The sequence below is a fragment of the Stutzerimonas stutzeri genome, assembly GCF_000952685.1.
GTDB classification, from domain to species: Bacteria; Pseudomonadota; Gammaproteobacteria; order Pseudomonadales; family Pseudomonadaceae; genus Stutzerimonas; species Stutzerimonas stutzeri_E.
The window spans coordinates 1-21,847 of the sequence record NZ_JYHV01000018.1; the positions used below are offsets into that span (position 1 = coordinate 1).

21 protein-coding genes are annotated in these 21,847 nt (G+C 55.1%); 7 read left to right on the forward strand and 14 right to left on the reverse strand.

Annotation, left to right across the window (positions count from 1 at the left end; all coding sequences use genetic code 11):
* Nucleotides 1–135: 135 nt before the first annotated feature.
* From UF78_RS23280 to UF78_RS10850, 3 genes are all read right to left on the reverse strand, one after another.
* Nucleotides 136–348: an MbcA/ParS/Xre antitoxin family protein gene (locus tag UF78_RS23280; protein ID WP_080890597.1), complete on the reverse strand. Its 213-nt coding sequence runs from the start codon at nt 346–348 to the stop codon at nt 136–138.
* Nucleotides 349–773: 425 nt separating this feature from the next.
* Nucleotides 774–1,652 carry an alpha/beta fold hydrolase gene (locus UF78_RS10845; protein ID WP_045162237.1) on the reverse strand — a complete coding sequence of 293 codons (879 nt, stop codon included), beginning with the start codon at nt 1,650–1,652 and terminating at the stop codon, nt 774–776.
* Nucleotides 1,653–1,806: 154 nt separating this feature from the next.
* Entirely contained in the window at nt 1,807–2,718 is a 912-nt protein-coding gene (locus UF78_RS10850; protein ID WP_045162238.1) for a LysR family transcriptional regulator, read from the reverse strand.
* 101 nt (nt 2,719–2,819) lie between these two features.
* On the opposite strand from UF78_RS10850, the gene UF78_RS10855 reads away from it, so the two are divergent.
* Nucleotides 2,820–3,629 carry a class II aldolase/adducin family protein gene (locus tag UF78_RS10855; RefSeq protein ID WP_080890599.1) on the forward strand — a complete coding sequence of 270 codons (810 nt, stop codon included), beginning with the start codon at nt 2,820–2,822 and terminating at the stop codon, nt 3,627–3,629.
* A gap of 71 nt (nt 3,630–3,700) precedes the next feature.
* Here the strand turns inward: UF78_RS10855 and UF78_RS10860 are convergent, their stop codons facing one another.
* The 7 genes from UF78_RS10860 to UF78_RS10890 all read right to left on the reverse strand — a co-directional run bounded on the left by UF78_RS10860 (nt 3,701) and on the right by UF78_RS10890 (nt 11,804).
* Nucleotides 3,701–4,687: an alpha/beta hydrolase fold domain-containing protein gene (locus UF78_RS10860; RefSeq protein ID WP_045162239.1), complete on the reverse strand. Its 987-nt coding sequence runs from the start codon at nt 4,685–4,687 to the stop codon at nt 3,701–3,703.
* Nucleotides 4,688–4,718: 31 nt separating this feature from the next.
* A complete protein-coding gene (locus UF78_RS10865; protein ID WP_080890600.1) occupies nt 4,719–6,089 on the reverse strand; it encodes an MmgE/PrpD family protein in 1,371 nt (456 codons plus the stop codon).
* Between the two features lie 82 nt (nt 6,090–6,171).
* Entirely contained in the window at nt 6,172–6,480 is a 309-nt protein-coding gene (locus tag UF78_RS10870; protein ID WP_045162241.1) for a DUF4387 domain-containing protein, read from the reverse strand.
* The gene (locus UF78_RS10875; protein ID WP_045162242.1) at nt 6,473–7,888 is read right to left on the reverse strand and encodes an acyclic terpene utilization AtuA family protein; all 1,416 of its coding nucleotides are present in this window, start codon (nt 7,886–7,888) and stop codon (nt 6,473–6,475) included. Before UF78_RS10875 ends, UF78_RS10870 begins: the two co-directional genes overlap by 8 nt.
* 69 nt (nt 7,889–7,957) lie before the next feature.
* Complete coding sequence (locus UF78_RS10880) at nt 7,958–8,968, reverse strand: phosphoglycerate dehydrogenase (protein ID WP_045162243.1); 1,011 nt, start codon at nt 8,966–8,968, stop codon at nt 7,958–7,960.
* A 49-nt stretch (nt 8,969–9,017) separates the two neighbouring features.
* Nucleotides 9,018–10,418 (reverse strand): OprD family outer membrane porin, encoded by a 1,401-nt coding sequence (locus tag UF78_RS10885; protein ID WP_045162244.1) that lies wholly within the window; start codon nt 10,416–10,418, stop codon nt 9,018–9,020.
* 93 nt (nt 10,419–10,511) lie between these two features.
* Complete coding sequence (locus UF78_RS10890) at nt 10,512–11,804, reverse strand: CitMHS family transporter (RefSeq protein WP_045162245.1); 1,293 nt, start codon at nt 11,802–11,804, stop codon at nt 10,512–10,514.
* Nucleotides 11,805–12,007: 203 nt separating this feature from the next.
* On the opposite strand from UF78_RS10890, the gene UF78_RS10895 reads away from it, so the two are divergent.
* From UF78_RS10895 to UF78_RS10905, 3 genes are all read left to right on the forward strand, one after another.
* Complete coding sequence (locus tag UF78_RS10895) at nt 12,008–13,192, forward strand: citrate synthase (protein WP_045162246.1); 1,185 nt, start codon at nt 12,008–12,010, stop codon at nt 13,190–13,192.
* 558 nt (nt 13,193–13,750) lie between these two features.
* Entirely contained in the window at nt 13,751–15,031 is a 1,281-nt protein-coding gene (locus UF78_RS10900; RefSeq protein WP_052679315.1) for a lipase family protein, read from the forward strand.
* A 26-nt stretch (nt 15,032–15,057) separates the two neighbouring features.
* A complete protein-coding gene (locus UF78_RS10905; protein ID WP_045162247.1) occupies nt 15,058–16,149 on the forward strand; it encodes an AbrB family transcriptional regulator in 1,092 nt (363 codons plus the stop codon).
* Between the two features lie 75 nt (nt 16,150–16,224).
* Here the strand turns inward: UF78_RS10905 and UF78_RS10910 are convergent, their stop codons facing one another.
* Both UF78_RS10910 and UF78_RS10915 read right to left on the reverse strand, forming a co-directional pair.
* Complete coding sequence (locus UF78_RS10910; RefSeq protein ID WP_045162248.1) at nt 16,225–17,580, reverse strand: ATP-binding protein; 1,356 nt, start codon at nt 17,578–17,580, stop codon at nt 16,225–16,227.
* A complete protein-coding gene (locus tag UF78_RS10915; RefSeq protein WP_045162249.1) occupies nt 17,577–18,290 on the reverse strand; it encodes a response regulator in 714 nt (237 codons plus the stop codon). The genes UF78_RS10910 and UF78_RS10915 overlap by 4 nt, the downstream gene beginning before the upstream one ends.
* Before the next feature lie 162 nt (nt 18,291–18,452).
* On the opposite strand from UF78_RS10915, the gene UF78_RS10920 reads away from it, so the two are divergent.
* On the forward strand, nt 18,453–19,238 hold the full coding sequence (locus tag UF78_RS10920) for an MlaA family lipoprotein (protein ID WP_045162250.1): 786 nt from the start codon (nt 18,453–18,455) through the stop codon (nt 19,236–19,238).
* Nucleotides 19,231–19,467: a hypothetical protein gene (locus tag UF78_RS10925; protein WP_230623622.1), complete on the forward strand. Its 237-nt coding sequence runs from the start codon at nt 19,231–19,233 to the stop codon at nt 19,465–19,467. Before UF78_RS10920 ends, UF78_RS10925 begins: the two co-directional genes overlap by 8 nt.
* Nucleotides 19,468–19,671: 204 nt before the next feature.
* Here the strand turns inward: UF78_RS10925 and UF78_RS10930 are convergent, their stop codons facing one another.
* Complete coding sequence (locus tag UF78_RS10930) at nt 19,672–20,280, reverse strand: glutathione S-transferase N-terminal domain-containing protein (protein ID WP_045162251.1); 609 nt, start codon at nt 20,278–20,280, stop codon at nt 19,672–19,674.
* 78 nt (nt 20,281–20,358) lie between these two features.
* Between UF78_RS10930 and UF78_RS10935 the strand changes: the two genes are divergently transcribed.
* Complete coding sequence (locus UF78_RS10935) at nt 20,359–20,826, forward strand: MarR family winged helix-turn-helix transcriptional regulator (protein ID WP_045162252.1); 468 nt, start codon at nt 20,359–20,361, stop codon at nt 20,824–20,826.
* A gap of 5 nt (nt 20,827–20,831) precedes the next feature.
* Here the strand turns inward: UF78_RS10935 and UF78_RS10940 are convergent, their stop codons facing one another.
* Complete coding sequence (locus tag UF78_RS10940; protein ID WP_045162253.1) at nt 20,832–21,845, reverse strand: zinc-dependent alcohol dehydrogenase; 1,014 nt, start codon at nt 21,843–21,845, stop codon at nt 20,832–20,834.
* Nucleotides 21,846–21,847: the final 2 nt, after the last annotated feature.

Genomic DNA, 21,847 nt, shown 5'->3' on the forward strand with positions numbered 1-21,847 from the left:
GAATACGAAGGGGCATCAGTACCGTCCGCTCCGGCCGAAAGCGGCTGTTACAGGCGCTGGAGAACCAGCTCGCTTTTGTATATGGGGGTTAATAGCGGGCGCAGCTCGCTAGCAGCATTATTACCAGTTGCGCCACTAGACTACGCCGCCACTGGCAATAGCCCATAGCACTCTTCGGACCTGCTGCGTTCCATGTATGGAGGCGCAGCAGCTAACTGGGGTGTTTCCACCAAGTGCTAAGTTTGGCTTGGCCATCCATTCCGACGCGAGTGAGCGATCTTCGAAGACTTGCTCCGCTAGATCCTGCACATCACTGAGCAATTTCCTTTCAATCTCATTTGGGTCCATGTTCAGTCACTCCTCGCCACAATCCGTAGTGATGATAGCCGTTTGTAATGACAGTGCGACTGGGTAGCTGACCGCCAGCCAAGCGCAACACCATAAGATTATAGCTCTCTCGAATTCGGTCGAATCCGCGCTTGCCTGTTGCGCTTGGCTTGACGCCACACCGCAACAAACCGATGTCGCACTCTGCCACAACACGAGGATTGGCGAAGCCGCGCTAAGACCGGCGTCTCAGAGCGTCCACAAACGCAACAGCTGCCGAAACTGCTCCCTTTGCGTAGTACGCAGTATATGAACCAGCGCCACTCTCGTAGCTTGTCGAGCTGTGTTCAGGCCTGATCTTTCAGCCGCGAACGACAAGCTGCCATGATAGCGCCTGGATTACCGAGACGCTGCCACTGGCAGATTGTCCTAAAGCTGTGGCTTGCTCACCGCTCCAGAAAACCGAATACATGCTCCAGCAATATCTCTGGCACCTCTTCGGCTAGATAGTGGCCGGCTGGCAGTGCCGTTCCCTGGACATCGGCAGCAACCTTTTGCCATTCATTCAACGGATCGAAGCATTGGCCGATTGCGCCATGTTTGCCCCATAACACCAGCAATGGTGCCAGCAGTCGCCGCCCGGCTTTGAGGTCCTCTCGATCATGGTCCAGGTCAATGGAGGCGCTTGCGCGATAGTCTTCGCAGATACCGCGCGCACTATCGGGTAGCCGAAGACAACGGAGGTACTCAGCAAACGCTTCTTCGGTAAATGGCTTCATTCCGGCACTGCGACCGCCCATCACGCCGCGAAGATAGAGATCTGGATCTGCTTCGATGAGTGTTTCCGGCATAGGCGCCGGGCGAATCAGAAAGAACCAGTGCCAATATGCTCGAGCGAAGGCTTCAGTGGTCTGCTCGTACATCGCCAAGGTCGGTGCGATATCCAGCAACACCATTCGTCGCACCGCTTCAGGGTGGTCCATCCCCAGTCGAGCAGCAACTCGCGCGCCGCGGTCGTGTGCGAGCACGTCGAAGTGCGGCAGGTCCAGAGACGTCATCAATTCGACCATATCCCGAGCCATTTCGCGCTTGCTATAGCGGGCGTGCTCAGGGTCCGCTGCAGGCCTGTCTGAGTCTCCATATCCCCGCAAATCAGCTGCGACAACCGTGAACTGTCTGGCCAGTATCGGCGCCACTTTGTGCCAGATCACATGCGTTTGCGGATGCCCATGAAGCAACAGCAGCCCCGGTCCATGACCGCCGATGCGATAGCAAATCTGAACACCGTTTACATGCCGAAACTCTTTGCGGAACTCGTTGAACACGCCGATGACTCCTTCTTAACGGTTTCGCGCATGCTAAGCCGAAGTTGACGGCACTCAAGATGCCAACTGTGATGCGAATGTTCACACTTCATGTTGGCGCTAGAACAACCGGGTAAAGCGTTCACATGCCCTCCTCAGACTAATCTCGGCGTTCTCAAGGCTCCCGTTTCATTAGGATCATGATGTCCACGAGCTCTTTCGTAAGCCAACTCATATACGGCTCACCGCCGAGGGATTTGCGCCAGTACAACCTCACAGAGATGGCCGTGCTGGTAAAAGGTAAGGACACCAGCCGGTTGCCCGTCAGATGGGCGAGCCGTTCCGCGTACGTCCTCGGCATTGTCAGTAGAAGGTCCGTTTGGGCTACCACCTGAGCTGCCGCGTGGTAATGCTCGCAATGCAGTGCTATTCGCCGTGGCTCCCCTGTCAGGCCAAGCACTTCTTGGTCGACAGTGCTGCGTTCGCGGTCGGTCAAGGTAACAAGAACGTGCTCACTCTTCGCATAATCGGAAAGACTGATTTCGCCTTGGTTGAAAGCAAGGTGCTGTGGCCCAACCATCACTGCGAGCTGTTCCTTGACCACTTCGCGACTCGCCAGCAGTTCGCTGACCGGATATTCCAGGCTCATCGCAACGTCGAGCGCTCCTGAGAGGATTAGCGCCTCGATATCTTCGCCCTGCACCCGCCGACTTTGAAAGCGCACTCCCCAACCACCTGCTCGAGCGCGCTGCAGGAGCGTCGGCATGATCAGAAATTCCAGTGCATCGCGAAGACCGCAGCGAAACGTCATTGCTGACTCAGCAGGATCGAACACCCTTTCACGCCGCGCGGTAGTGGCAAGTTCACTGAGCGCATTTCGAACCGTGGGCAGAATGTCTCGCGTATGCGGAGTCATCACGAGTTGGCGGCCGTGTTTAACAAATAACGGGTCGTCAAGGGCAGCTCTAAGTCGGCGCAAAGCATGCGAGACCGCTGATTGCGATAAGTTGAGTCGCTCAGCCGCCTCGGTCGCACTCCCCGTCTCGGCTACTGCAACCAGAACGCGAAATAGATTTAGGTCGCTCATCGAATGAATTGCATTCATGTAATTATGTGAAATATCGCCATTATACACCGCCAACGGCCTGCGCTATTTTCAAACCCCACTAATAATAAGAGGTCCCGGATATGGATATTTTGAGCCAAGTTAAAATGAGCACAGTTGGCGGTGAGGGTGCCGCCAAAATACCAATGCCGCCTACATTCAATGATCCACTTGAACAGCGGGCCTATATCAAGCATCGACTTGCGGCGGCGTTCAGGTTATTTGCTCATTATCAGTTCGATGACGGCCTCGCTGGGCATATAACTGCTCGAGACCCAATCGAGCCAGATACCTTTTGGGTGAATCCGGTAAGCCTGCATTTTTCGATGATACGCGCCAGTGATCTTGTGCGCCTCGATCACAAAGGGCAACTGGTAGAGGGAAATGCATTCGTCAACTTGGCGGCATTCATGATCCACTCTCGGATTCATGCTCGTCATCAGCACATTCACTCCGTAGCACATGCTCACTCTCCTCAAGGGCGTGCTTGGTCCGCCTTTGGCCAGCCTTTACAACCACTCACGCAAGACGGCTGCGTGTTTTTCGAGCGCCATCGTGTGTTCTCGAACTTCAACGGCGTCGTGCACCACAGCGAAGAAGGAGATGCCATTGCTGACCATCTAGCAGATGGAAGCATCGCATTGATTCTCCAGAACCACGGCCTCTTGAGCGTAGGAAAGGATGTAGATAGCGCAGTGTCGTTATTTGTACAGCTCGAAAGAGCTTGCGAAACCCAACTAATGGTGCAGGCCGCCGGCCATGACTTCCAACCCATCAACCCGGAAGTTGCTCGTAAGACCAGGGATTTCACGGGTTCAGAACTCGTAGTATGGGGAAATTACCAACCCCAATACGAAATGATTACGCGCCTGCATCCAGACCTGTTCGAATAACCTCATACTATGTGGCGCCGTCCCTGCACGAGCAGGCGCCGGCGCATTCAAATATGGAACTCCGAAGCGGCCTATTTTAAGAACGACCTGCGCAGCGCTTGCCCTTCGACACGAACCAAATCTTTAACTACTTCTGCTACCTCGTTAAAACGAAGCACACCATGAATGACCCCAGGAGATACAGTCAGACTTGACTCGACACCGACACGTTCAAGTTTGTGTTGCAGTGCGATGTTTTCATCTAGAAGCGGGTCCAGGTTACCAACTACCAGTCGAGTCGTCGGAAGCCCGTCCAGGTTTGCGTACAGCGGTTGAACCCGCCAGTCGTTTTCATCGTGTACCAGATAGCTATCCCAGTACTGACGCATCGAATCAGCAGAAAGCCCATGCCCGCCGACACCGCTTAACCGGCTCCATGATTCAGACGTTGTATCTTTTGAATACACTCCATAGAAAAGCAAAAGATGCTCCAACGGAGTTACCCCATTCTCACGCAGTGCGACGGCCGCTCCTAGCGCCAAATTAGCGCCTGCTGAGTCACCACCGAATGCGAATCGATTGACTTCGAACCCGGCAACCATGCGGTCGCCGATCACCTGTCTGGCTATCGCAACCACTTCCTCGAAGGCCGCAGGGAATGGTTGTTCGGGTGCAAGCGCGTATCCAATTGAAAGGACTGCCACCCCGCTCTCGCGCACTAACTGCCTCAGGGGGGCGTCCCAGTCTTCTAACGAGCCGTGCCTAAACCCGCCGCCATGGCAATAAAACATTAAGCCTGGCGGATAACTCCTGTCGGGCCAGTAAAGTTTGCAGGGCACTTCGCGCCCATTCGCTAGAAAAGCCATTAACTGCTCGAGTGCCAACGGCACGCTGCTTGCCGAGACGAACTGCGCTATTCGCTGTAAATAAGCTCTCACCCCTGAGATCCCCTCTCCTTTTGGAGGAAATAATCCAGCTTGACTCAAAAGCGAAGAAACCCTGGTTAGGTCCGGGTGAACGGCCGATAACTGATCCGTTACGATCGAGTTCGGTAGATAGCTATGTTCAGTATGTTCCATGAGATTATTCTCGTTTTGGACTGATACAAACTCACATTCTCATCATGGCGGCAAAAAGAGCGTCGTAGTCAGATTGCTGTTCGAGCGTAGAGACGAAATCCAGAACGTCGTTCTGTGCACCCTCTCCCAGATACGGGGCCGCCATCTTCCGGAACTTCTTCTCGAAACACTTCCCAGTCATGGGCGTCTCAACCGAGCCTGGTCCAGTAATAATTTCACTAACCAGTACTTCACCAGATTTCAACGTGACGGTGACTCGATTGGCCAAGTGTTTGGGAAATAGTTTCGTGAGTTTCGGGTCTTCTACAACTATCGTCTTGTCCATCAGGGAGATGACGAGAGGATCCGTTATCTTTTCGAGCGAATACGAATCGACGGAAATATCCGCATCAATCAAGGCGCGGGCTACGTTGTAAGGCAAGCTGTGGTCAGCGGTTTCTCTAGTCTGAGGACGCCATTTATCCGATGCATCGGCCAAGACACGTTTGTTGAAGTCGGAAGTTTCGATGCAAATTGCCTGGATATCGAATATGTCATCTATTCGCTTGTTTAGCTCAATCCCTGCCCATACAGCAGTATGTAGCTCTCCGTTGGTAGGAAACGTTTTGGTGAGCGAGCGTTCAATGGCAAAATCTTCGTTTTCAACGGAACCGAAATCGGCAACATCCAGAAAGAAATCGCCCGTGATTTGTTTGCGGAAGCCCATCTCCCCTTCGAATATCGGTGATGGCCCGGTCATTCCATGCCGCGCCATCTGTGCTGAAAATATTGCGTTGCGCGCAGCGTTTGCTGCGGAACATCCCTTCCAGTCCGACAAATTTCCAGAGCGTACCTGGCGCATCGCCAGATGGCCGTTAAGCGAGATGTTAATTGCCTGCTCTATTTGCTGCTCTGTAAGCCTCATCAACTTGGCGGCAGCAACTGCCATCGAGATATTGATGTAATTGACATGGTCCCAGCCCCGCTTATTCAAGCTCGCCGCATCCTGAAATCGCATTTGAATTTCGTACGCCAGTAGAATGGCTGCGATCAGTTCTCGCCCACTCGCGCGCTCCGCCTGTGCAACAGCCAGGCACGCCGGAATGTTGTCACTTGGGTGGCCAGGTTCCAGGCCCATGTAGCCATCGTTGTAATCCAGAAACCTCACCATGACGCCATTGGCAAATGCAGCATATTCAGGCGCTGTTCTTACAGCCGTTCCAAAAATACTGGCTCGACCCGGTACCGAGGCGGCATATGCGACGCTAGCTTGAACTGGGGCTGCACCATACGCGCCTAATACGCATGCAAGGCTGTCCAAAAACCGGTTACGAACGATAGTGTTCAGCTCGTCTGAGTACTCTGCCGTTGGAAATTCGTACGCATACTTCGCGATGTTTTTTGCTAGCGTATGGCTTCCCATCCCCATCTCCTTAAAATAAACGCAGCCCAATAAGCGCCACAAAAATCCCTTATGCGCAGATTAGGGCATAAGGGATCTCGAATTAATCGACAGAAACGTTTAGTAGTCGAACGTACTGCTGACCTGCGTGCATGTCTCGCTCAACTATTCCGCCTTGAGGCGTCAGTCTCGGGTAAGAAATCTTTATCATGTCGAGCTGCGGGACCGGAATACGTTTTATGAACGCAGGATTCGCCCCATATAACTGCGCGAACGCCTCAACAGAAAGCGCTTCGCTCTCGTGGTAGCGATTGAAATTTTCACGTCCATCAAAATAGATGTCGAAGGTAATCCAGAATGGCCCCGCTTGTTTCGATCTGATATAGCGGCACACTTCACGTAATTTAGGCATTGCTTTTCTCCTCGCTTTTATTCTTGCGCCCGAAGGTCAGCCATTCAGTGCTAACTAGTTCGAAAGGATCGTCCAGCTTCACAACATGGTTCAACTTGAACTCGTAAACTTGGCCGCGCGGGATATCGGCAGGAGAAAAAGCAAATCCGTATGAAGGCAGTTCTTTCCCCATAATGCTGGGATAGTGGAAAAAATACGGGTTGCAGGCTTGGGCAATCGAGTTGGCCAGCTCTTGGGTCGCTGCGGTCGAAACGAACAAGATACCTAGTTCAGGAGGTGTCGCAGTGCCCGCTGGGGGCTTGAGGCCGGTCACCGCATTCCAACCGTATATACGGAGAGAGATATGAAATTCCCCGAGTTCTTGTGCCGGAATGCACTGGCGCGTGCGCACATAAAGTGCTTCCAACAGGCGATCATGGAATCCATCGATATTCGCGAGCACGTCCGGGTCTTGCACGCCAACTAGCATAAGCGTCTGGTACAGCCCTGCTGCGGCGCCTTCCAGTTTCATGGTGTAGGGTTTGGGATCCCACCGCGAACCCGTCACCCGAACGACGCGTTCATCCAGCATTTGATACTCAGCGTCCTTTACGTCGAGGACTCCGCCTGGCTCGATAAGACGAAATGGGTCGCTGTTCTCATAGAGCATGTGCCCAGAGACACTCTTGGCGGTGCATCGATTATTCAGACTCAGCGGCTCTACTTCGAAACCGTCATTATCAATCGTGAGCAAAACCCCGGAGCCCGCCGTAGGGTTGTCAGCGCATTGCACGCCACACTCCGCGATCTTCCCTGCGTGCCATGAGGGTCCCCAGGGCGCTCCTTTCCAGATGGGAAATGCTGCGATGACGGCGGTATCAGTCGCCCTACCGGCCAGGATGATGTCTGCGCCATCTTCCAGGGCAGCCACGAATGGCTCGACGCCCAGCGCGGCGACGATATGCTCACAGGAGTCGATAGTGGCGTCATCCAAAGACTGGGACGGCGGAAGCGGAGTGATACGCCCTTCCGCGTTCAGCCTCTTAATCGTCGCCTTATCCTGTTCGCAATGGATCAGTGCGATTCTAGGCGTGATATTCAGTTCACCGGCGACCTCGAGCACGATATCGCGAGTCCATGCCAAGTTCAGATCGCCGCCTGCCTGTCCGGAGGTCCCTACTATTATCGGGACGCCACTATCTGCGTGGGCTTGCATCAAAATTGTCAAATCGCGTTTGACCGCGCCGCGATTGTTCTTGGATATCCCCAGCGCCAAATATGCCGCACCGCTATCGGTCGAGCCGGCGTCCGTAGCGATTGCCTGAGCGCCCTGCTCCAATCCGTATGCTATTTCATCCTCACGTACGCCAGCGCCCAAAGAACCACAGGGTACGATAATTCTAATCGCGTCTTTCAGATTCCGATTCATAAAGTATCTCTTGAATTATTAGGAGGTACGCAACACACCGTGCCTGAGCACAGCTACTTATTGAGTTGTTTAACCAGCGCAGTTGACGGGGCCCGCGATCAGGCATTTCGAAGGAGGCATTTCTCCATTAAGTACCGATGCAACGCAGTTGGCCACGACCATGTTCGTCCGTTGCAACCCTTCATGTGTCGATGCACCTGAATGCGGAGTGGCTACAACATTCGGACGGCGGACCAATTCCTTGGTTACTTCAGCAAGGCTGGCATCCAGTTCGCTTTCGAAGACATCAAGTCCAGCCCCGGCGATATTTCCTGCTTTCAGTGCCGATAGAAGCGCCTGATCGTCGACAAGACCACCGCGAGCCGTATTGATTAAGAAAGCGTTCTCTTTCATCAGCGCTAAGCGGCCAGTGTTGATTAGGTGACGTGTATCGGCTTTCAACGGAGCATGAATGGACACGAAGTCGCTGCGCTGTAAAAGTGTTTCCAGCTCAACGTACTCAATGTTCATCGATTCGCCATAAACGAATGCGGGCCGTGGCGTATTTACCAAGATGGTCGTATCGAACGCTTTTAATCTTCTAATGACATTTCTGGCGATACGACCTAATCCGACGATGCCCACCGTTTTAGCGTAGAGATCGCTGCCAAGAAGGATCGAGGCAGGTCCATCTATGAGTTGCTGTTGAGATTCCCGAAGACGATGTGCCGCCGCAAGCATCAGAGCCAGGGTGCGATCCGCTACGCTCTCTTCGTTACCTCCGGTGGCGATGGTTATGACCTTCCCTGTTTTGGCTGCCGCGTCGAGATCGATCTTTTCGTAGCCCACGCCTCTACGTGCAATGACCTTGAGCCGAGGTAGCGATTCGAGGAGGCTTGACGTCACGTTTGCATGGCCGACGATCCAAGCATCCGCTTGGGCCAAAACCGAGATCAACTCTGCCTCTGTCGCGGCGGCATCTGCCTTATCGTCAGGCAGGCGGGCTAAAGTGACCGAACAACCATGCCCCTCCAGGTATCTGATCGCCGCATCGTCGAAAAACTTTGGTGTTACAACCACTGACTTTCCGTTACTCAGCATAAGCTCACCGTTTAACTTCGCTCTGCATACTGGGGTTCTCGTTCAAGGGTTAAAACGCGTAATCGACGTACACTCTGAGCTCTTTGCCGTTCACCACATTGTTTGGTTGAGCGGACACGAGCGCGACGAAATCTTCGTTAATCCAGTAGCGCGTATAAATCATGCCAACCGAGAGGCCTTGATAATCCGGCTCTTCAAATCGATAATTCAGCCGGTATTCCGCCTGACTTTCTTGAATGTCTGTATTGACTCCGGAAAATGGATTGGTCGCATCGAATTTGCCTCGTTTGAATAGAACCATCGCATTGAAGCCGTCCAGCGAAATCCCAGCGATAGATTTCCCGTCAAATTCATACTTTCCGGCTATCTGCCAAGTCTGCTCGTCGTCGTTATTGAAGTCGTTACCCGAGCGAGTCCAGGCATCCATCAGGCCGTCAACGTTTTCGCCATGATCAAAAAAGGCGTAGCCAAGTTGCCCATTAGTCAGCTCGGCGCGTGTTTTTGAATAAGAAAGCCCAAAACTCCAGTGATCAATTTTTAGCCCTAGATTCAGGTTGAGCCAGCTTGCTTTGTCATCGTAGCCGGCATTCCCATCTAGCCAGTCACGGTCCCAGATGCTGCCGCCTCGACGGAAATCGTAGTAGTGGGTATCAAAAACGGCGCCGCTGTTTTCACCCAATGGGGCTCGTAGTGTCAGACCATAGTTGGTGTTTTTGTTGAAATCTTCAGCGATACCTTTGGCGAACTTCAGGGCGAACAGTTTGGCATCGTACGTAACACTGAATGTCTTGATGTCGTCTACTTCAAATCCGCCTTTACTCAGTATCCGTTCAAAATCCTCCCGGTCCCGAGGAGACACTCTATTGATGTAAGCACCATCAATATTCAATACACCCGGCAATGGGCCAATATCGAGCCCGTCAACTTGAATCTGCCCTCTAGCCCCTTGAAGGCTCCCCGGCACCGCCCGTGTATCAAGGGTGACTACCGTACCGGCATCGAACCTTCCGCGGCCGGCTTGAAGCGCAGCAGACCAGTTATCACCGGCATGGCGAAGTTTCAGACTTGCCTGGCCTAACTTCGCAAATCCTTTACTTTCGCCGGACGTGTCATCGAAAAGATCCCGGTTTTCCGGTCGGGCATCAATTTTTGCGACGCCATAAAGAGAGGCGTCAAAGCCGATGCTGTCTTGCCAGTAACCCGAGTTATAGTCCGCAACTAAACCGAGGGCCGTACCGCCGAGACGGCTTCCAAATGGAAAGCCGCCGAAGTCATCTTCGATGATGCCGTTTTCAATTCTGGTATCGATATGTACAGCTCGCAGATAAACATTGAACTTACCATCGTTGTTAGTCCTGTTGTAATCGTGGATGTTGGATGCAAAAACCTTGGCGTGTGCACCTAAAACTATCGCCGATACGATTACCGATATAAGTTTTTTTGTTTTCATTTCCTGATCCTTTATATTTATTCTTTGCAGCAGGAACCCGCTGCCGCCGGTAATCACCGGAAGCGATGTTTCACATCAATTCGTTATGAGTTGCTAGGAAATAGCCCCGGTGATGGAGGCACCTGCAATTAGAACCAGCGATGCGCAGATAGCTGGCAACAGCGCAAACTTCTGGAGCTCTCCAATCTCCTTTTTAAGAAGCCCGCCTATCACATAGATGGCCGCGATCAGTGGGCTGAGCGCATGTACGGGTTGCCCAAGCATAGAGGCTCGCGCGATATGAATTGGATCGACTCCATATTCAGCTCCAGCGGCAGCAAGGATTGGGACGATCCCAAAAAAATAAGCGTCGTTAGACATGAAGAAGGTGAAAGGTAACGACGCGAACGCAGTAATTATCGCCATATAACTACCGGCAGCTTCTGGGATAACCGAAACAAACGATTGGGACATTGCGTCCACCATCCCCGAGCCCGTCAGAATGCCCGTAAACACACCGGCGGCGAAGATAAGTGTGGCAACCGTAACCGCATTCTCTGCGTGTGCTGCGATGCGCTTCTTCTGCTCTGCCAGCCGCGGATAATTGATCAGCAACGCTAGGGCGAAGGTAACCACCATGACAACTGGCAACGGCGCCAAACCAGTACCCATGGCCCCAGCCATTCCAAGCATCAGGAAAAGATTGACCCAGACGAGTTTTGGCCGCTGATGACTCCGATCAATCTCCGGTATCGCCACGTCTGTTTCCGACGCCAGCATATCTTTGCCAGGCGCCCAACCCAGGCGCTTTCGTTCTCTTATGCCTAGCCACCACGCAACGCCTCCGGCATAGACGAGTCCTAGCAAGGCGGCCGGAATAAGCCCTACGAAGACATCCATCACATCCAGGTGCAGAGCGCTGGCTACACGGGCCGTAGGGCCGCCCCAAGGAATGATATTGATCATTGTGTTGGTCAGAAGGATAAGCAGCGCAATAATCAGTGGATTCATTCCGATGCGAAGATAAACAGGCAGAAATGCCGTCACTACGATAAGTACGGTACTGGTTCCATCGCCATCAAGAGAGGTCACCGCGCCAAGAAAGGCCGTCGCCAGGCTGATCCGCAGGGGGTCGCTGCCGGCAAAGCGTGTTATTACTCTGACGATCGGTTCGAAAAGCCCCGCGTCGTACATGATTGAGAACAGCAGTATCGCGAACACCAGCATGATCGCGATCGGAGCGACTTGGCGCATTCCATCCATGATCATGCCGCCCATGTCGCCACCCAGCCCGGCCAAGAGTCCATAAACTACTGGGACGAGAATAAGCGCTACCACGGCAGACAATCGTCTAGTCATGATCAAGGCCATAAAGGTAATGACCATCCCGAAACCAATCCAAGCCATATCACCATCCTTCTTATTTTTAGAAATATGCGATTCACTCGTCCGGTGATCACAGCGCAACAGTACATATTGATTATCTGTGCGTAAATCTTGATTTTTTCAGTGCATATTTACTTTTTTTATGCATGCATGATTAAATCTATCGCTGTCGAGATACGACGGGAACGATGAGGAAATCTGTAAATGGCCAGGGCGGTTTACCTATGAGCGACGATCATCTGTATCTGACAGCAGAGGAAGCGGCTAGCCGTCTCGGTGTGAACCTGCCAACTCTGTACGCTTATGTAAGCCGTAAGAACATCCGATCGGTCAAAGTCGAAGGATCTCGAAAGCGACGATATTGGGCCGCCGACATCGAAAGGCTGTCCAAGGGTGAGCAGCGAACCAATATCGCCGCACAGCCGGCACTAGACCTGGGCAATCAAAGCAGTGCCATCACCCTGTTGACGGACAACGGCGTCTATTACCGTGGCGTAAGCGCCGTAGAACTGGCCGACTCAGCGTCCGTTGAAGAAGCGGCGGAGCTCATTTGGCAATCGTCGGGAGCCTTTTCAAATTCGCTCCCCGTGATGCCTGAAAGCACCCAGGCACTGCTTGAGCTCTACCGTGATATGACCGTCTCAGAAAAAGCGATTGCGCTTTTTCCGTTGGTTGAACGAGAGAACCCGCGATCATTCGACCTGTCGCCCGACGCTTACGCCCGGACTGGCGCCGATGTCGTACGCATCCTGGCATCGCTTATCGCGGGCCGCGGAGCTCCTAGTACAAGGCCATTGCACGAATTCTTGACCGCGGAGTTGGGCGTAGACCCAGCGTATCGGGACCTGATCAGACGCTTAATGGTCCTGTTCATCGACCATGAATTCGATCATTGCACTTATAGCGTCAGAGCTGCGGCCCGAACAGGTGTGACTCCCTACTATGCGGCGATCGCAGGGCTGACTACATATCAAGGCAGGCGAACCGCTTACAGCAGACACCAGGCAGCCAACCGGCTGCTCTCCGAAATATGTACCGCGAAAGACCCTACTCCAGCCCTTCTGCAGCACTTCAGCCAGAGCGGTGAAATACCTGGGTTTAACCATTCCACCCACAAAGTGGTGGATCCCCGCGTTGGCAATCTGATGGCTGCGTTGGTGGAAACATTTGAGGCTGATCAGGAGTTCAAAAATCTGCTCAAAGCCGCTGAGGTGGCCAACGAGTTGGTTCGTAAACCACCAGAGTTCGTTCTGCTGGCCAGCTTTGTGGGAAGAAAATGCAATCTTGTCGGAGAGGAGCTAGCGTTGGCGGGGATTGCCAGGACGATCGGCTGGATTGCTCATGCCAGCGAACAATGCCAACAACCTGCGGCCCGTCAACGTGCTAACTACACCGGCAAGCTTCCATGATGGGTGACGAGGCGATGCCCCTTTGCCGCGTCCGCCTCGTCCTTCGTTAACCAGCAAACCTACCCTCCACGAGACAAGTCGATCGCCCAGCGGCTCCACCTAAATGCTCGAAGATGAAGGCGCCCGCTCTTCTGTAGGCGTCCTGGGCCTCGACGCTCCGTGAGCCAACGCCCCCTGCCCGCCTCGATGCAATGAATAGTTTACATTGATGAATTTCGTACAGATTTACGGCATTAAATCAATAGCATAAATTCAATCAAGCTATGGCGTAACCGGGCGGTGAAGTAGCGCGTCAGGTCCTGTCCGAACAGCGCATCACCAAGTACAGAACAATCAACACTCGGCCTGTCGACCTGATGTCCTTGCTCGGGCAGAACAACGCTGTATCCACGGCTAAAAAACAAATGCCCAACCGAACTTGCAAGCCACTTTTTTTCGAGTGACAGGTAATAGCTGGCAATTCGGTATGGGTGATATTCGACTCTGCTCTCATCTAAGTTGGCCGGTCGGCTGGCTTTCAGATATTGCTCTGATGGTCTCGTATAGAGGCAAACTCTAATGCCGATTTATCGATCTTTTAAAGTTTCACGGATTCTGGCGCGCATTGGGCTATGCGCATCCATTGTGGTTTTACCTAACGTAATGACCGCCGATGAACTACCAGTAGGCCCCTCCGCAGGCGATATGGACATCTCGCCATTTTATCGATGGCAGGACGAGATGCCCGCGTTTCCCGGTGCTGCGCTGAGGAGCGAAACGCTCCAGCCGCAGAAAGAGATCCCGGCGGCCTCTGAGGCGATTCGCATCCTCTACAGCTCCACGGACCAGCGTTGGCAGTCAGGGTTGATTCCTGTCAGCGGAACACTATTTCTGCCAGCGACCCCTGCCCCATCTGAAGGTTGGCCACTTTTGGCATGGGCCCACGGCACGCTTGGCATCGCTGACATTTGCGCGCCTTCCTGGACCGGCTTCAAAGCGCGTGATGCTGCATACATCAATCGTTGGCTAGAGCGTGGATTCGCCGTCGTTGCCAGTGACTATCAAGGCTTGGGAGGTCCGGGACCTCACCCCTATTCGGTCTGGCAAGCAGAGGGACGCTCTGTTCTCGATGCGATTCGCGCAGCCCACGCCGTTAGGCCTGGGCGTCTATCAAGCCGGGCTTTCCTCGCTGGGCAATCACAGGGCGGGGGCGCCGCTTTAGGAGCGGCGATACTTAGTGCTAGCTATGCACCAGATCTAACGATCCTCGGCGCGATTATCACAGCTCCTAACAGCACGTTCCCCGAAGGGCCGGTCGCGGTTCCGCCACGCTATTCCAATACCATGTTCCTGTCGTTCGCCACCGGAGGGTTGCGCGGAGATGGGCCGGCAATTGAGGACATACTTTCATCTCAGGGGCTTGAGCTTCTCGACATCGCCCGACGGGGTTGTACGCGTGATATCGCTCTCAAAGCCCGAGAACTCAAGGTTCGCTCGTTTACCGACCTCTTGGCGATTACTCGCGACCAGCTTGACGCGCTGCGTGTTCCCACGACCGACATGCCATTGGCCGAGATTCCATTTCCGCTATTGATCGCCACAGGCCAGGCCGACGAGACGATTACACCCAAAAGGCAGCATGCCGTGGCGGCAGCATTGTGCGCTGCTGGGAATCAGGTTACATGGCGGGTTTTCGATGGATTGGGTCATGACGGCGTGCTGCATGGCTCGTTGAACGAGGCCTTCGCTTTTGCGGATGCACAACTTGCCGAACAGCAGTACACGCCGAATTGCTCGAATATCCAGCCTCCTGGGCCTCCCGGTGAGAAAGATCCCAGCGCACCCTTTAACGACGATTGATAAGGGGTGCGCCCCTGGACTCGACAATGACAAGACACGGCATTCGCAAAACCACCTCCTGGCTCGTCCTCATTCTGTTGTCCGCCGGGGCCGCGGCATTGATGCACCAGTTGAGGATGCCTGCTGCTTTTATGCTCGGCCCTATGATCGCGGCGATACTGGTTGCTTTGAGCGGAGCCGGCCTTCGCCTGCAACGAAACTTCTCGCTCGGCGCGCAAAGTGTGATGGGCTGTCTGATAGCGGGATTCATCACGCCTAGCTTGCTCGCTGCGTATACAGATCATTGGCTTGCGTTGACGACAACCAACATCGCAACCATGGCCATTATCGTAATTGTCAGCGTGATCATCGCGCGTTGTCGGTGGCTGCCCAACACCACCGCGATCTGGGGGCTCTTCCCAGGCGCGGCATCTGCGATGGTGCTATTAGCCGATACCCACCATTCCGATCCGCGTGTCGTCGCGATGATGCAGTATTCCCGTATCGTGCTGGTGTCGGTTGCATCAATTTCCATGGCCTCAATTCTCGGTCAAACGCATGGGACTGGCGAATCGGCATCCGGCCCGGCTGGGCTAGCGTGGTCTTTATCTGCGGAATACGGGCCTATCCTCGCCGGGCTCGGCCTTGCGTTTTGCGGCTATGCGGTGGCTAAGCTGACCGGCAATGGCGCTCTCGCGCTTCTGTTTCCTGCATTCGGCGGAACGGCATTGCAAGCGGCCGGTTTGATCAGCATCGAGGTGCCGTCATTCATTTTCATCCCCGCCTTCACGATAACGGGCTGGTACGTGGGTTTGATGTTCACTCGTAGCGCGCTAAGACATTGTCTGGCGCTGTTGCCAGTAATGCTGGCGGCGATTGCAGTGGTCATTCTCGTTTGTGGCCTGCTAGCCCTCGTGCTGGCTCGTATGATTCCGGACATCGGCTTGCTTACAGCCTATCTCGCCCTGAGCCCAGGCGGCATCGAAACCATCGTAATCATCGCCAGAGACGCCGATGTGCTTCTGCCACTGATACTGGCATCGCAGTTTTTGCGCTTGCTCATGGTGCTGTCGATCGGGCCGGGAGTGGCAAGAGCGGTTGCTGACTGGCAAAGCCGGCGACAGTCGGCTGAGTTGTGACGATCGGGCGTGTCGTACTAAACGCCTCGCAGTTGGGTGAATCCTTGATGTCCGTGCTTGCTCGCGCCTTGATCGCTAGCAAGTCGGCAGTACGATTTCAGCTGCCAAACCGCCTTCATGGCGGTTACGCAGTGTCAGCGTTCCACCATGCTCAAGCACCGTTGCCCGTGCGGCGGGCAATCCTAGACCTATCCCCCCGGTGTCTTTGTTTCGAGAGCCCTCTATGCGAAAGAATGGCTTGAACACGCACTCCAGATGCTCGGTCGCGATACCGGGGCCTTCGTCCAGAACTCGAATCTCGACCTTGCCAGCACCAGCGACAAGCTCAACAGTGCATCCGCCGCCGTACTTGATCGCATTGTCCAACAAGTTGGTGACCGTCCTCCTGATTCCAATAGGGCGACCCACATAAACGAGGCGGTCAGGACCGAACAATGGGATGTCCACTCCGGAGTCTTTATAGTCGTCTACGACGGTCTGCAGCAGCGCAGCGAGGTCGAACGTCGTGGCTGGCTCTAGCCTCGCATCATCCCGGAAGAATTCCAGAGCGCTGTTTACCATTGCGCGCATCTCGTCCACGTCCCGGAACAGTCTGGCCTGCTGCTCCGTATCTCCGATAAATTCACCGCGTAGACGCATACGAGTCAGGGGTGCACGAAGGTCATGTGAGATAGCCGCGAGCATCTGCGTACGGTCATTTATGAAGTGCTGCAACTGAGCTTGCATGGCATTGAACGCCACAATGGCCTGACGGATTTCCCGCGGACCCTCCACGGCAATCGGAGGTGATCTGAAATCCGTTCCAAAACGTCTCGCGCCCTGGGCGAAACGTTCCAGCGGGCTCGCCAGATGCCGCGTGGCAATCAGAGCGACGACAATCGTCGACAACAACACCGTGACCATCACGATCAAATTTCTTGGCACCACATCCAGCCCCCAGTTACGAGTAGGAGCCGAGAACATCACCCAGGAGCTGTCACTGAGCTCGATCAACAACACGTAACCTTTAGCCACATCAGGCGCAGGCCAATCGCTCGGTACGTACGCCTCGATCTTTACGTCAGACTGCTTTAGCTGACGACGCAAGATCTGCTCACCGGCTCTGAACTCAGGGTCATCCAGCTTCGGCATTCCTGCATCGTCATGCTTCTCGAGCCATTTGACGGTGAGCATCTCATCACTGGCTGCCTTCGCAATTCCAGGCCTTTGCTCGGGTATCGCAGCGCCGACTATCCGGGTAATGGTCGCGCACCTTTCGAGCAAACCCGTTTCCAGCAACGGTGGACGAGCCCAGATGCCGGCCAACTGACTGAGGAGCCCATTGAGCGCCAATGCGGTCAACATGGCGGCCATCGTAGTCAATGCAATCCAGCGAGCCACCGTATCGCTGGAACGATGGACCGAAGCCAGCATGCGGCGCACTAGATTCATCGTTTCACCGCGACCTGTGGGGTAAATAGATAACCGCCATTGCGGACAGTACGAATCATTGGCGTTTCAATAACATCACTTTCCAGCTTGCGCCGTAGACGGCTGACTTGAACATCGATGCTTCGGTCGTAGGCTTCGTGAGCCTCGCCCCGTGTCAGGTCGAGCAACTGTTGTCGTGTCAGGACTCGCCGAGGATGCTCAGCGAATACCAGGAGCAGCTCGAATTCTCCGCCAGAGAGCGGGATCATTACGCCCTCCGGCGACCTAAGCTCGCGAAGCGCCACATCCAGCTCCCAACCGGCAAACCCCAGGATAGGCCGGGGCTTGTCGTTTCGTGCGTTATTGATGCCAGCGGTACGCCTGATAACAGCACGGACCCTGGCCAGAAGCTCCCGGGCATCGAATGGCTTGGTCAGATAGTCATCGGCACCCAGTTCCAGGCCTACGACGCGATCACTGAGTTCGCCCATTGCCGTGAGCATGATGACCGCTATCGCATAGTCGGCTCGCAATCGCTGGCAGAGCACCAGGCCATTCTCGCCGGGGAGCATCACGTCCAGGATCACAAGATCAGGCAGTTGCTTCTCCAGCGCCTGCCACAATGCACGGCCGTCTGTTGCCACATCCACGACATAGCCATGTTGCTCTAGGAATTTCTTTAACAGGGCGAGGACTTCAATGTCGTCGTCTACAAGTAATAAACGGATCATGGCTTCGTACACGGCACGCAGGAAGGAATATCTAAAACCATTGCGCGCCGCCCGTCATATATTTCAATTTGGGAATATTGTTTCCTCACAGAAGCGATAAGGAAATCTTCAGGAAAAACCGCTCAGGCAGCATCGCGAAAAATCCTCACCGAGATTGCTCGCATGCCAATCCTGAAGTCCGCATTGACACTTCGTATAACCGCTCTAAGCGTCGCCGCCGCATTGACCGTTGGCTGTGCAAGCACGCCACCTTCCCTCGCGACGTCGAGCTGCGCGGTTGAACCCGTTTCGGTCTATGACCCAGTGGAACCGCTCAATCGCGGCATCTTCGCGTTCAACCGCACTGTGGATGACTACCTACTGGCTCCCGTCGCGCGCGGTTATCGTCACCTTCCGGGCGTCGTTCAAGACGGCGTTCATAACTTCGTCGCCAACTTTGGCGAGCCGAAGGTATTTATCAACGACCTATTGCAGGGCAATGCGAAGCGATCGGTGAGAACGGTGGGACGCTTCGCGCTGAACAGTACGGTTGGTTTACTCGGACTCGTCGATGTTTCCGGACGGTTGAATATCGAGCGGCACGAGTCTGACTTCGGTCAGACCTTCGGCGTATGGAATCTGGCCAGTGGTCCGATCGTTGAGCTGCCATTGCTGGGTACATCCAACCTCAGGGACGCTGCGGGGAGACTCCTGAGCTCCGTGGTTTCGCCGTTGAATTCCGACAGCGATACGATTGAGACACTCGGCACGGTTGACAAGGTCGGAGGGGTAATCGATGGCCGGGCGGAATCATTGCCCTTGACCAGCAAACTCGAGAAAGAACCCGACTACTACCTTGCATTGCGTGACGAGGTAGCGAAACGGCGTGCCAACTTCGTTATCGAAGGCAAAACCGGATCCACCGACGCTGCAACGCGAAACTGTATCGAGGAAAGCGACAGTGACTGATACAACGATGCGGCTTCATCGCCGGCTACGAGCCCCTGACTCGAACTCGTTGCACTATCGCGAATTCGAACTCAACCTCACGAACGACAAACGTCACCTGATCCTCAGCCGCTACACGGAATTCTATTGCCGCGAACGACCCGGCTGGGATCTCGTGCATCATCACCAGGTGCCTGTGGCGAGTCTGATTCGCTGGATCATCAGCAACAGCGATGCGGAAAAGAATTAAAGACGCCCGAGCACGCCGTGTGCATCGGATCGCGAGAGTGGGAATAACAAGCGGAGCGGATCATTTGGCTGCATTACGGCTCGAATGGCCGCTTCGTGTGATCTGTCGTAACGCCTCTTGGGAGAGCTTCGCATTGACGCGGCGCTAGCGAGCCCCAAAAACAGGCAGGCTTCGCCTAATGCATTCACTGCAATGTTGATTCCGTTACACCGGAGCCGTGAGCTTCATCGATTCACGAGCTGCAAACCCTTCCTGAAAGCTTGCCAATTCTGGCGCTCCATGTCGCCACGCCAAGTCGGCGAAGCGAAAATCCAGGTAGCCCAATGCGCAAGCGACCGCAATTTGCGCAATGTTCAGTGACCCCTGAAGCTCCGTAGCCTGCTGTTCCAGCGTCATCAATGCGCGACGCACCTTGCCCAGCTGACCTTCGACCCACTCATCCCACTGCAGCTCAGCCGGACGCACGGCGCGCTCATATCGCACCAGGAGCGCGGCTTCCATCAGGCCGTCCGCCAACGCTGCCAGGCGTAGGGCGCGCCATCTTTCGGCCGCCTCTGCCGGGTACAGCCGAGGCCGGTCGTGCAGGCTGTCGAGGTATTCGCAAATCACGCGGCTGTCATACAGCACCTCGCCGAGATCAGTCAGTAGCACCGGAACCTTGCCAAGCGGATTGAGCGCATTGACCTGGTCATTGTGGGTAATCGGCAAAACAGCGGTATCGATCAGCTTCATCCGCTGAATCAGGTCGGTTTCAATCGCCAGCACACGGACTTTTCGAGCGAAGGGCGATGCGGCGGCATAGGTTAGTTGCATGATTAGGCCTCACTGCAAGAGTTGTTCGAGTGACGGGCAAAGCTTAGGCTTCGCCGCAGTTCAATGAAGGGGCGCACCATGGTCATAGACAAGAAGATCAACGCGGCCTCCGTGCGCATGAAATCGCTGGACCCGCTCGATCGCTGCCTGGAGTTGTTGCACTTTGGATTCCGTGGGCTGACCGTCGAGGCGGACGCGTTTCTCGGCGCCCAGGGTTTGTCCCGTGTACATCACCGTATCCTCTATATCATTGCCCGTGCCGAGAAGATCAACATAGGGGAACTGACATCCACGCTTGGCGTCAGCAAGCAAGCGATACACCGGCCGCTGACGCATCTTTTCGAGCGTGACCTTGTGTGCTACACGCGCCAGCCGGAGCGCCATCGCTACAAGCTGCTGGCGCTCACCGAACAGGGTGAGGCGTTGGAGCACCAGGCCACCGAGCTGGAGCGCGAGACACTGCGCCAAGCCTTCGCGCACACCGATGGCCCAGGCCAGGAAGCCTGGACGGCGGTGATGCTGGCCCTGGCCGAACGCCTCAACTAAGTGGCTCAGGTGATGCGCTCGCGTACCACGATGCACTTTGCCAGCGGCTGGATCAGCGCTTCTGTCGCCTCTTCGCATGAGACCACACTGGGGCTTACCAGCAACGGATCGCAGCGCCCGGTTGCAACCAGATCGAACACCTTGGGGATGTGCGGACGCACATTACATACCCCTACCGATAAGGTGACATCGCGAAGGTACATGCCAAACAGCGGAATTTTCGGATCCTCGAAAATGATGCCGATGCACGAGCAGTGCCCGCCCGGGGCCAGCGCCAGAAGCGCTCGGTGCAGCGCTTGGGGATCGCGCGTGGCCGAAACCACTACGTCGTAGCGCTCATCCAGTACCCTGTCCAACTCAACGTTCGCACCGCTTTTCCGAGCCAGGTCCAACCGATAGTCGCTGTCATCCAGATAGTCGACCTCAGCCGCCCCTGCCGCAACCGCCATTTGTACCGCCAACACGCCGAGGCTCTCGGTGCCGCCGACGACCAGCACTCGCGCATCGTCGCGCGTGGCGATCGGGCGGCTGGCTGCGACCCAAGCATCCGTCAAGTTGTCGCTGGCGCTGGCGACTGCCAGCGGGTTCAAGCCGGGCGGCAACGGCACCAGCATGGCGTCTGCGAACGGGACATGGACGACCTCCGAGAAAAGCCCTCCCCAGTTCCCTCCCGCCGGCACGCCATAAGCGGCGTGACGTGGCACCGCGGTACAGGCGGTGAATCGTCCTGCACGGCATTGCGGGCACTCACCACAGGCGATCTTCCAGGGCACCGACACCAGGTCGCCGCGCCGCACGCCTCGAACCTCCTCGCCGACCTCCAGCACTTCGGCCACGCATTCATGACCTAGCGCGAAGGGCGGTTTGAAGGGCGTCACGCCAGCGATCAAGCGGCGGTCGAGATCGCAGGACGCGGACGCGATAGGCCGCACCAGTGCGCTGCGCGGGCTACCGAGCGCTGGAGACGGGGCGTCCACCCACGCCAGCTGCCCTCCCCCAAGAACCATCAGTTCTTTCATCG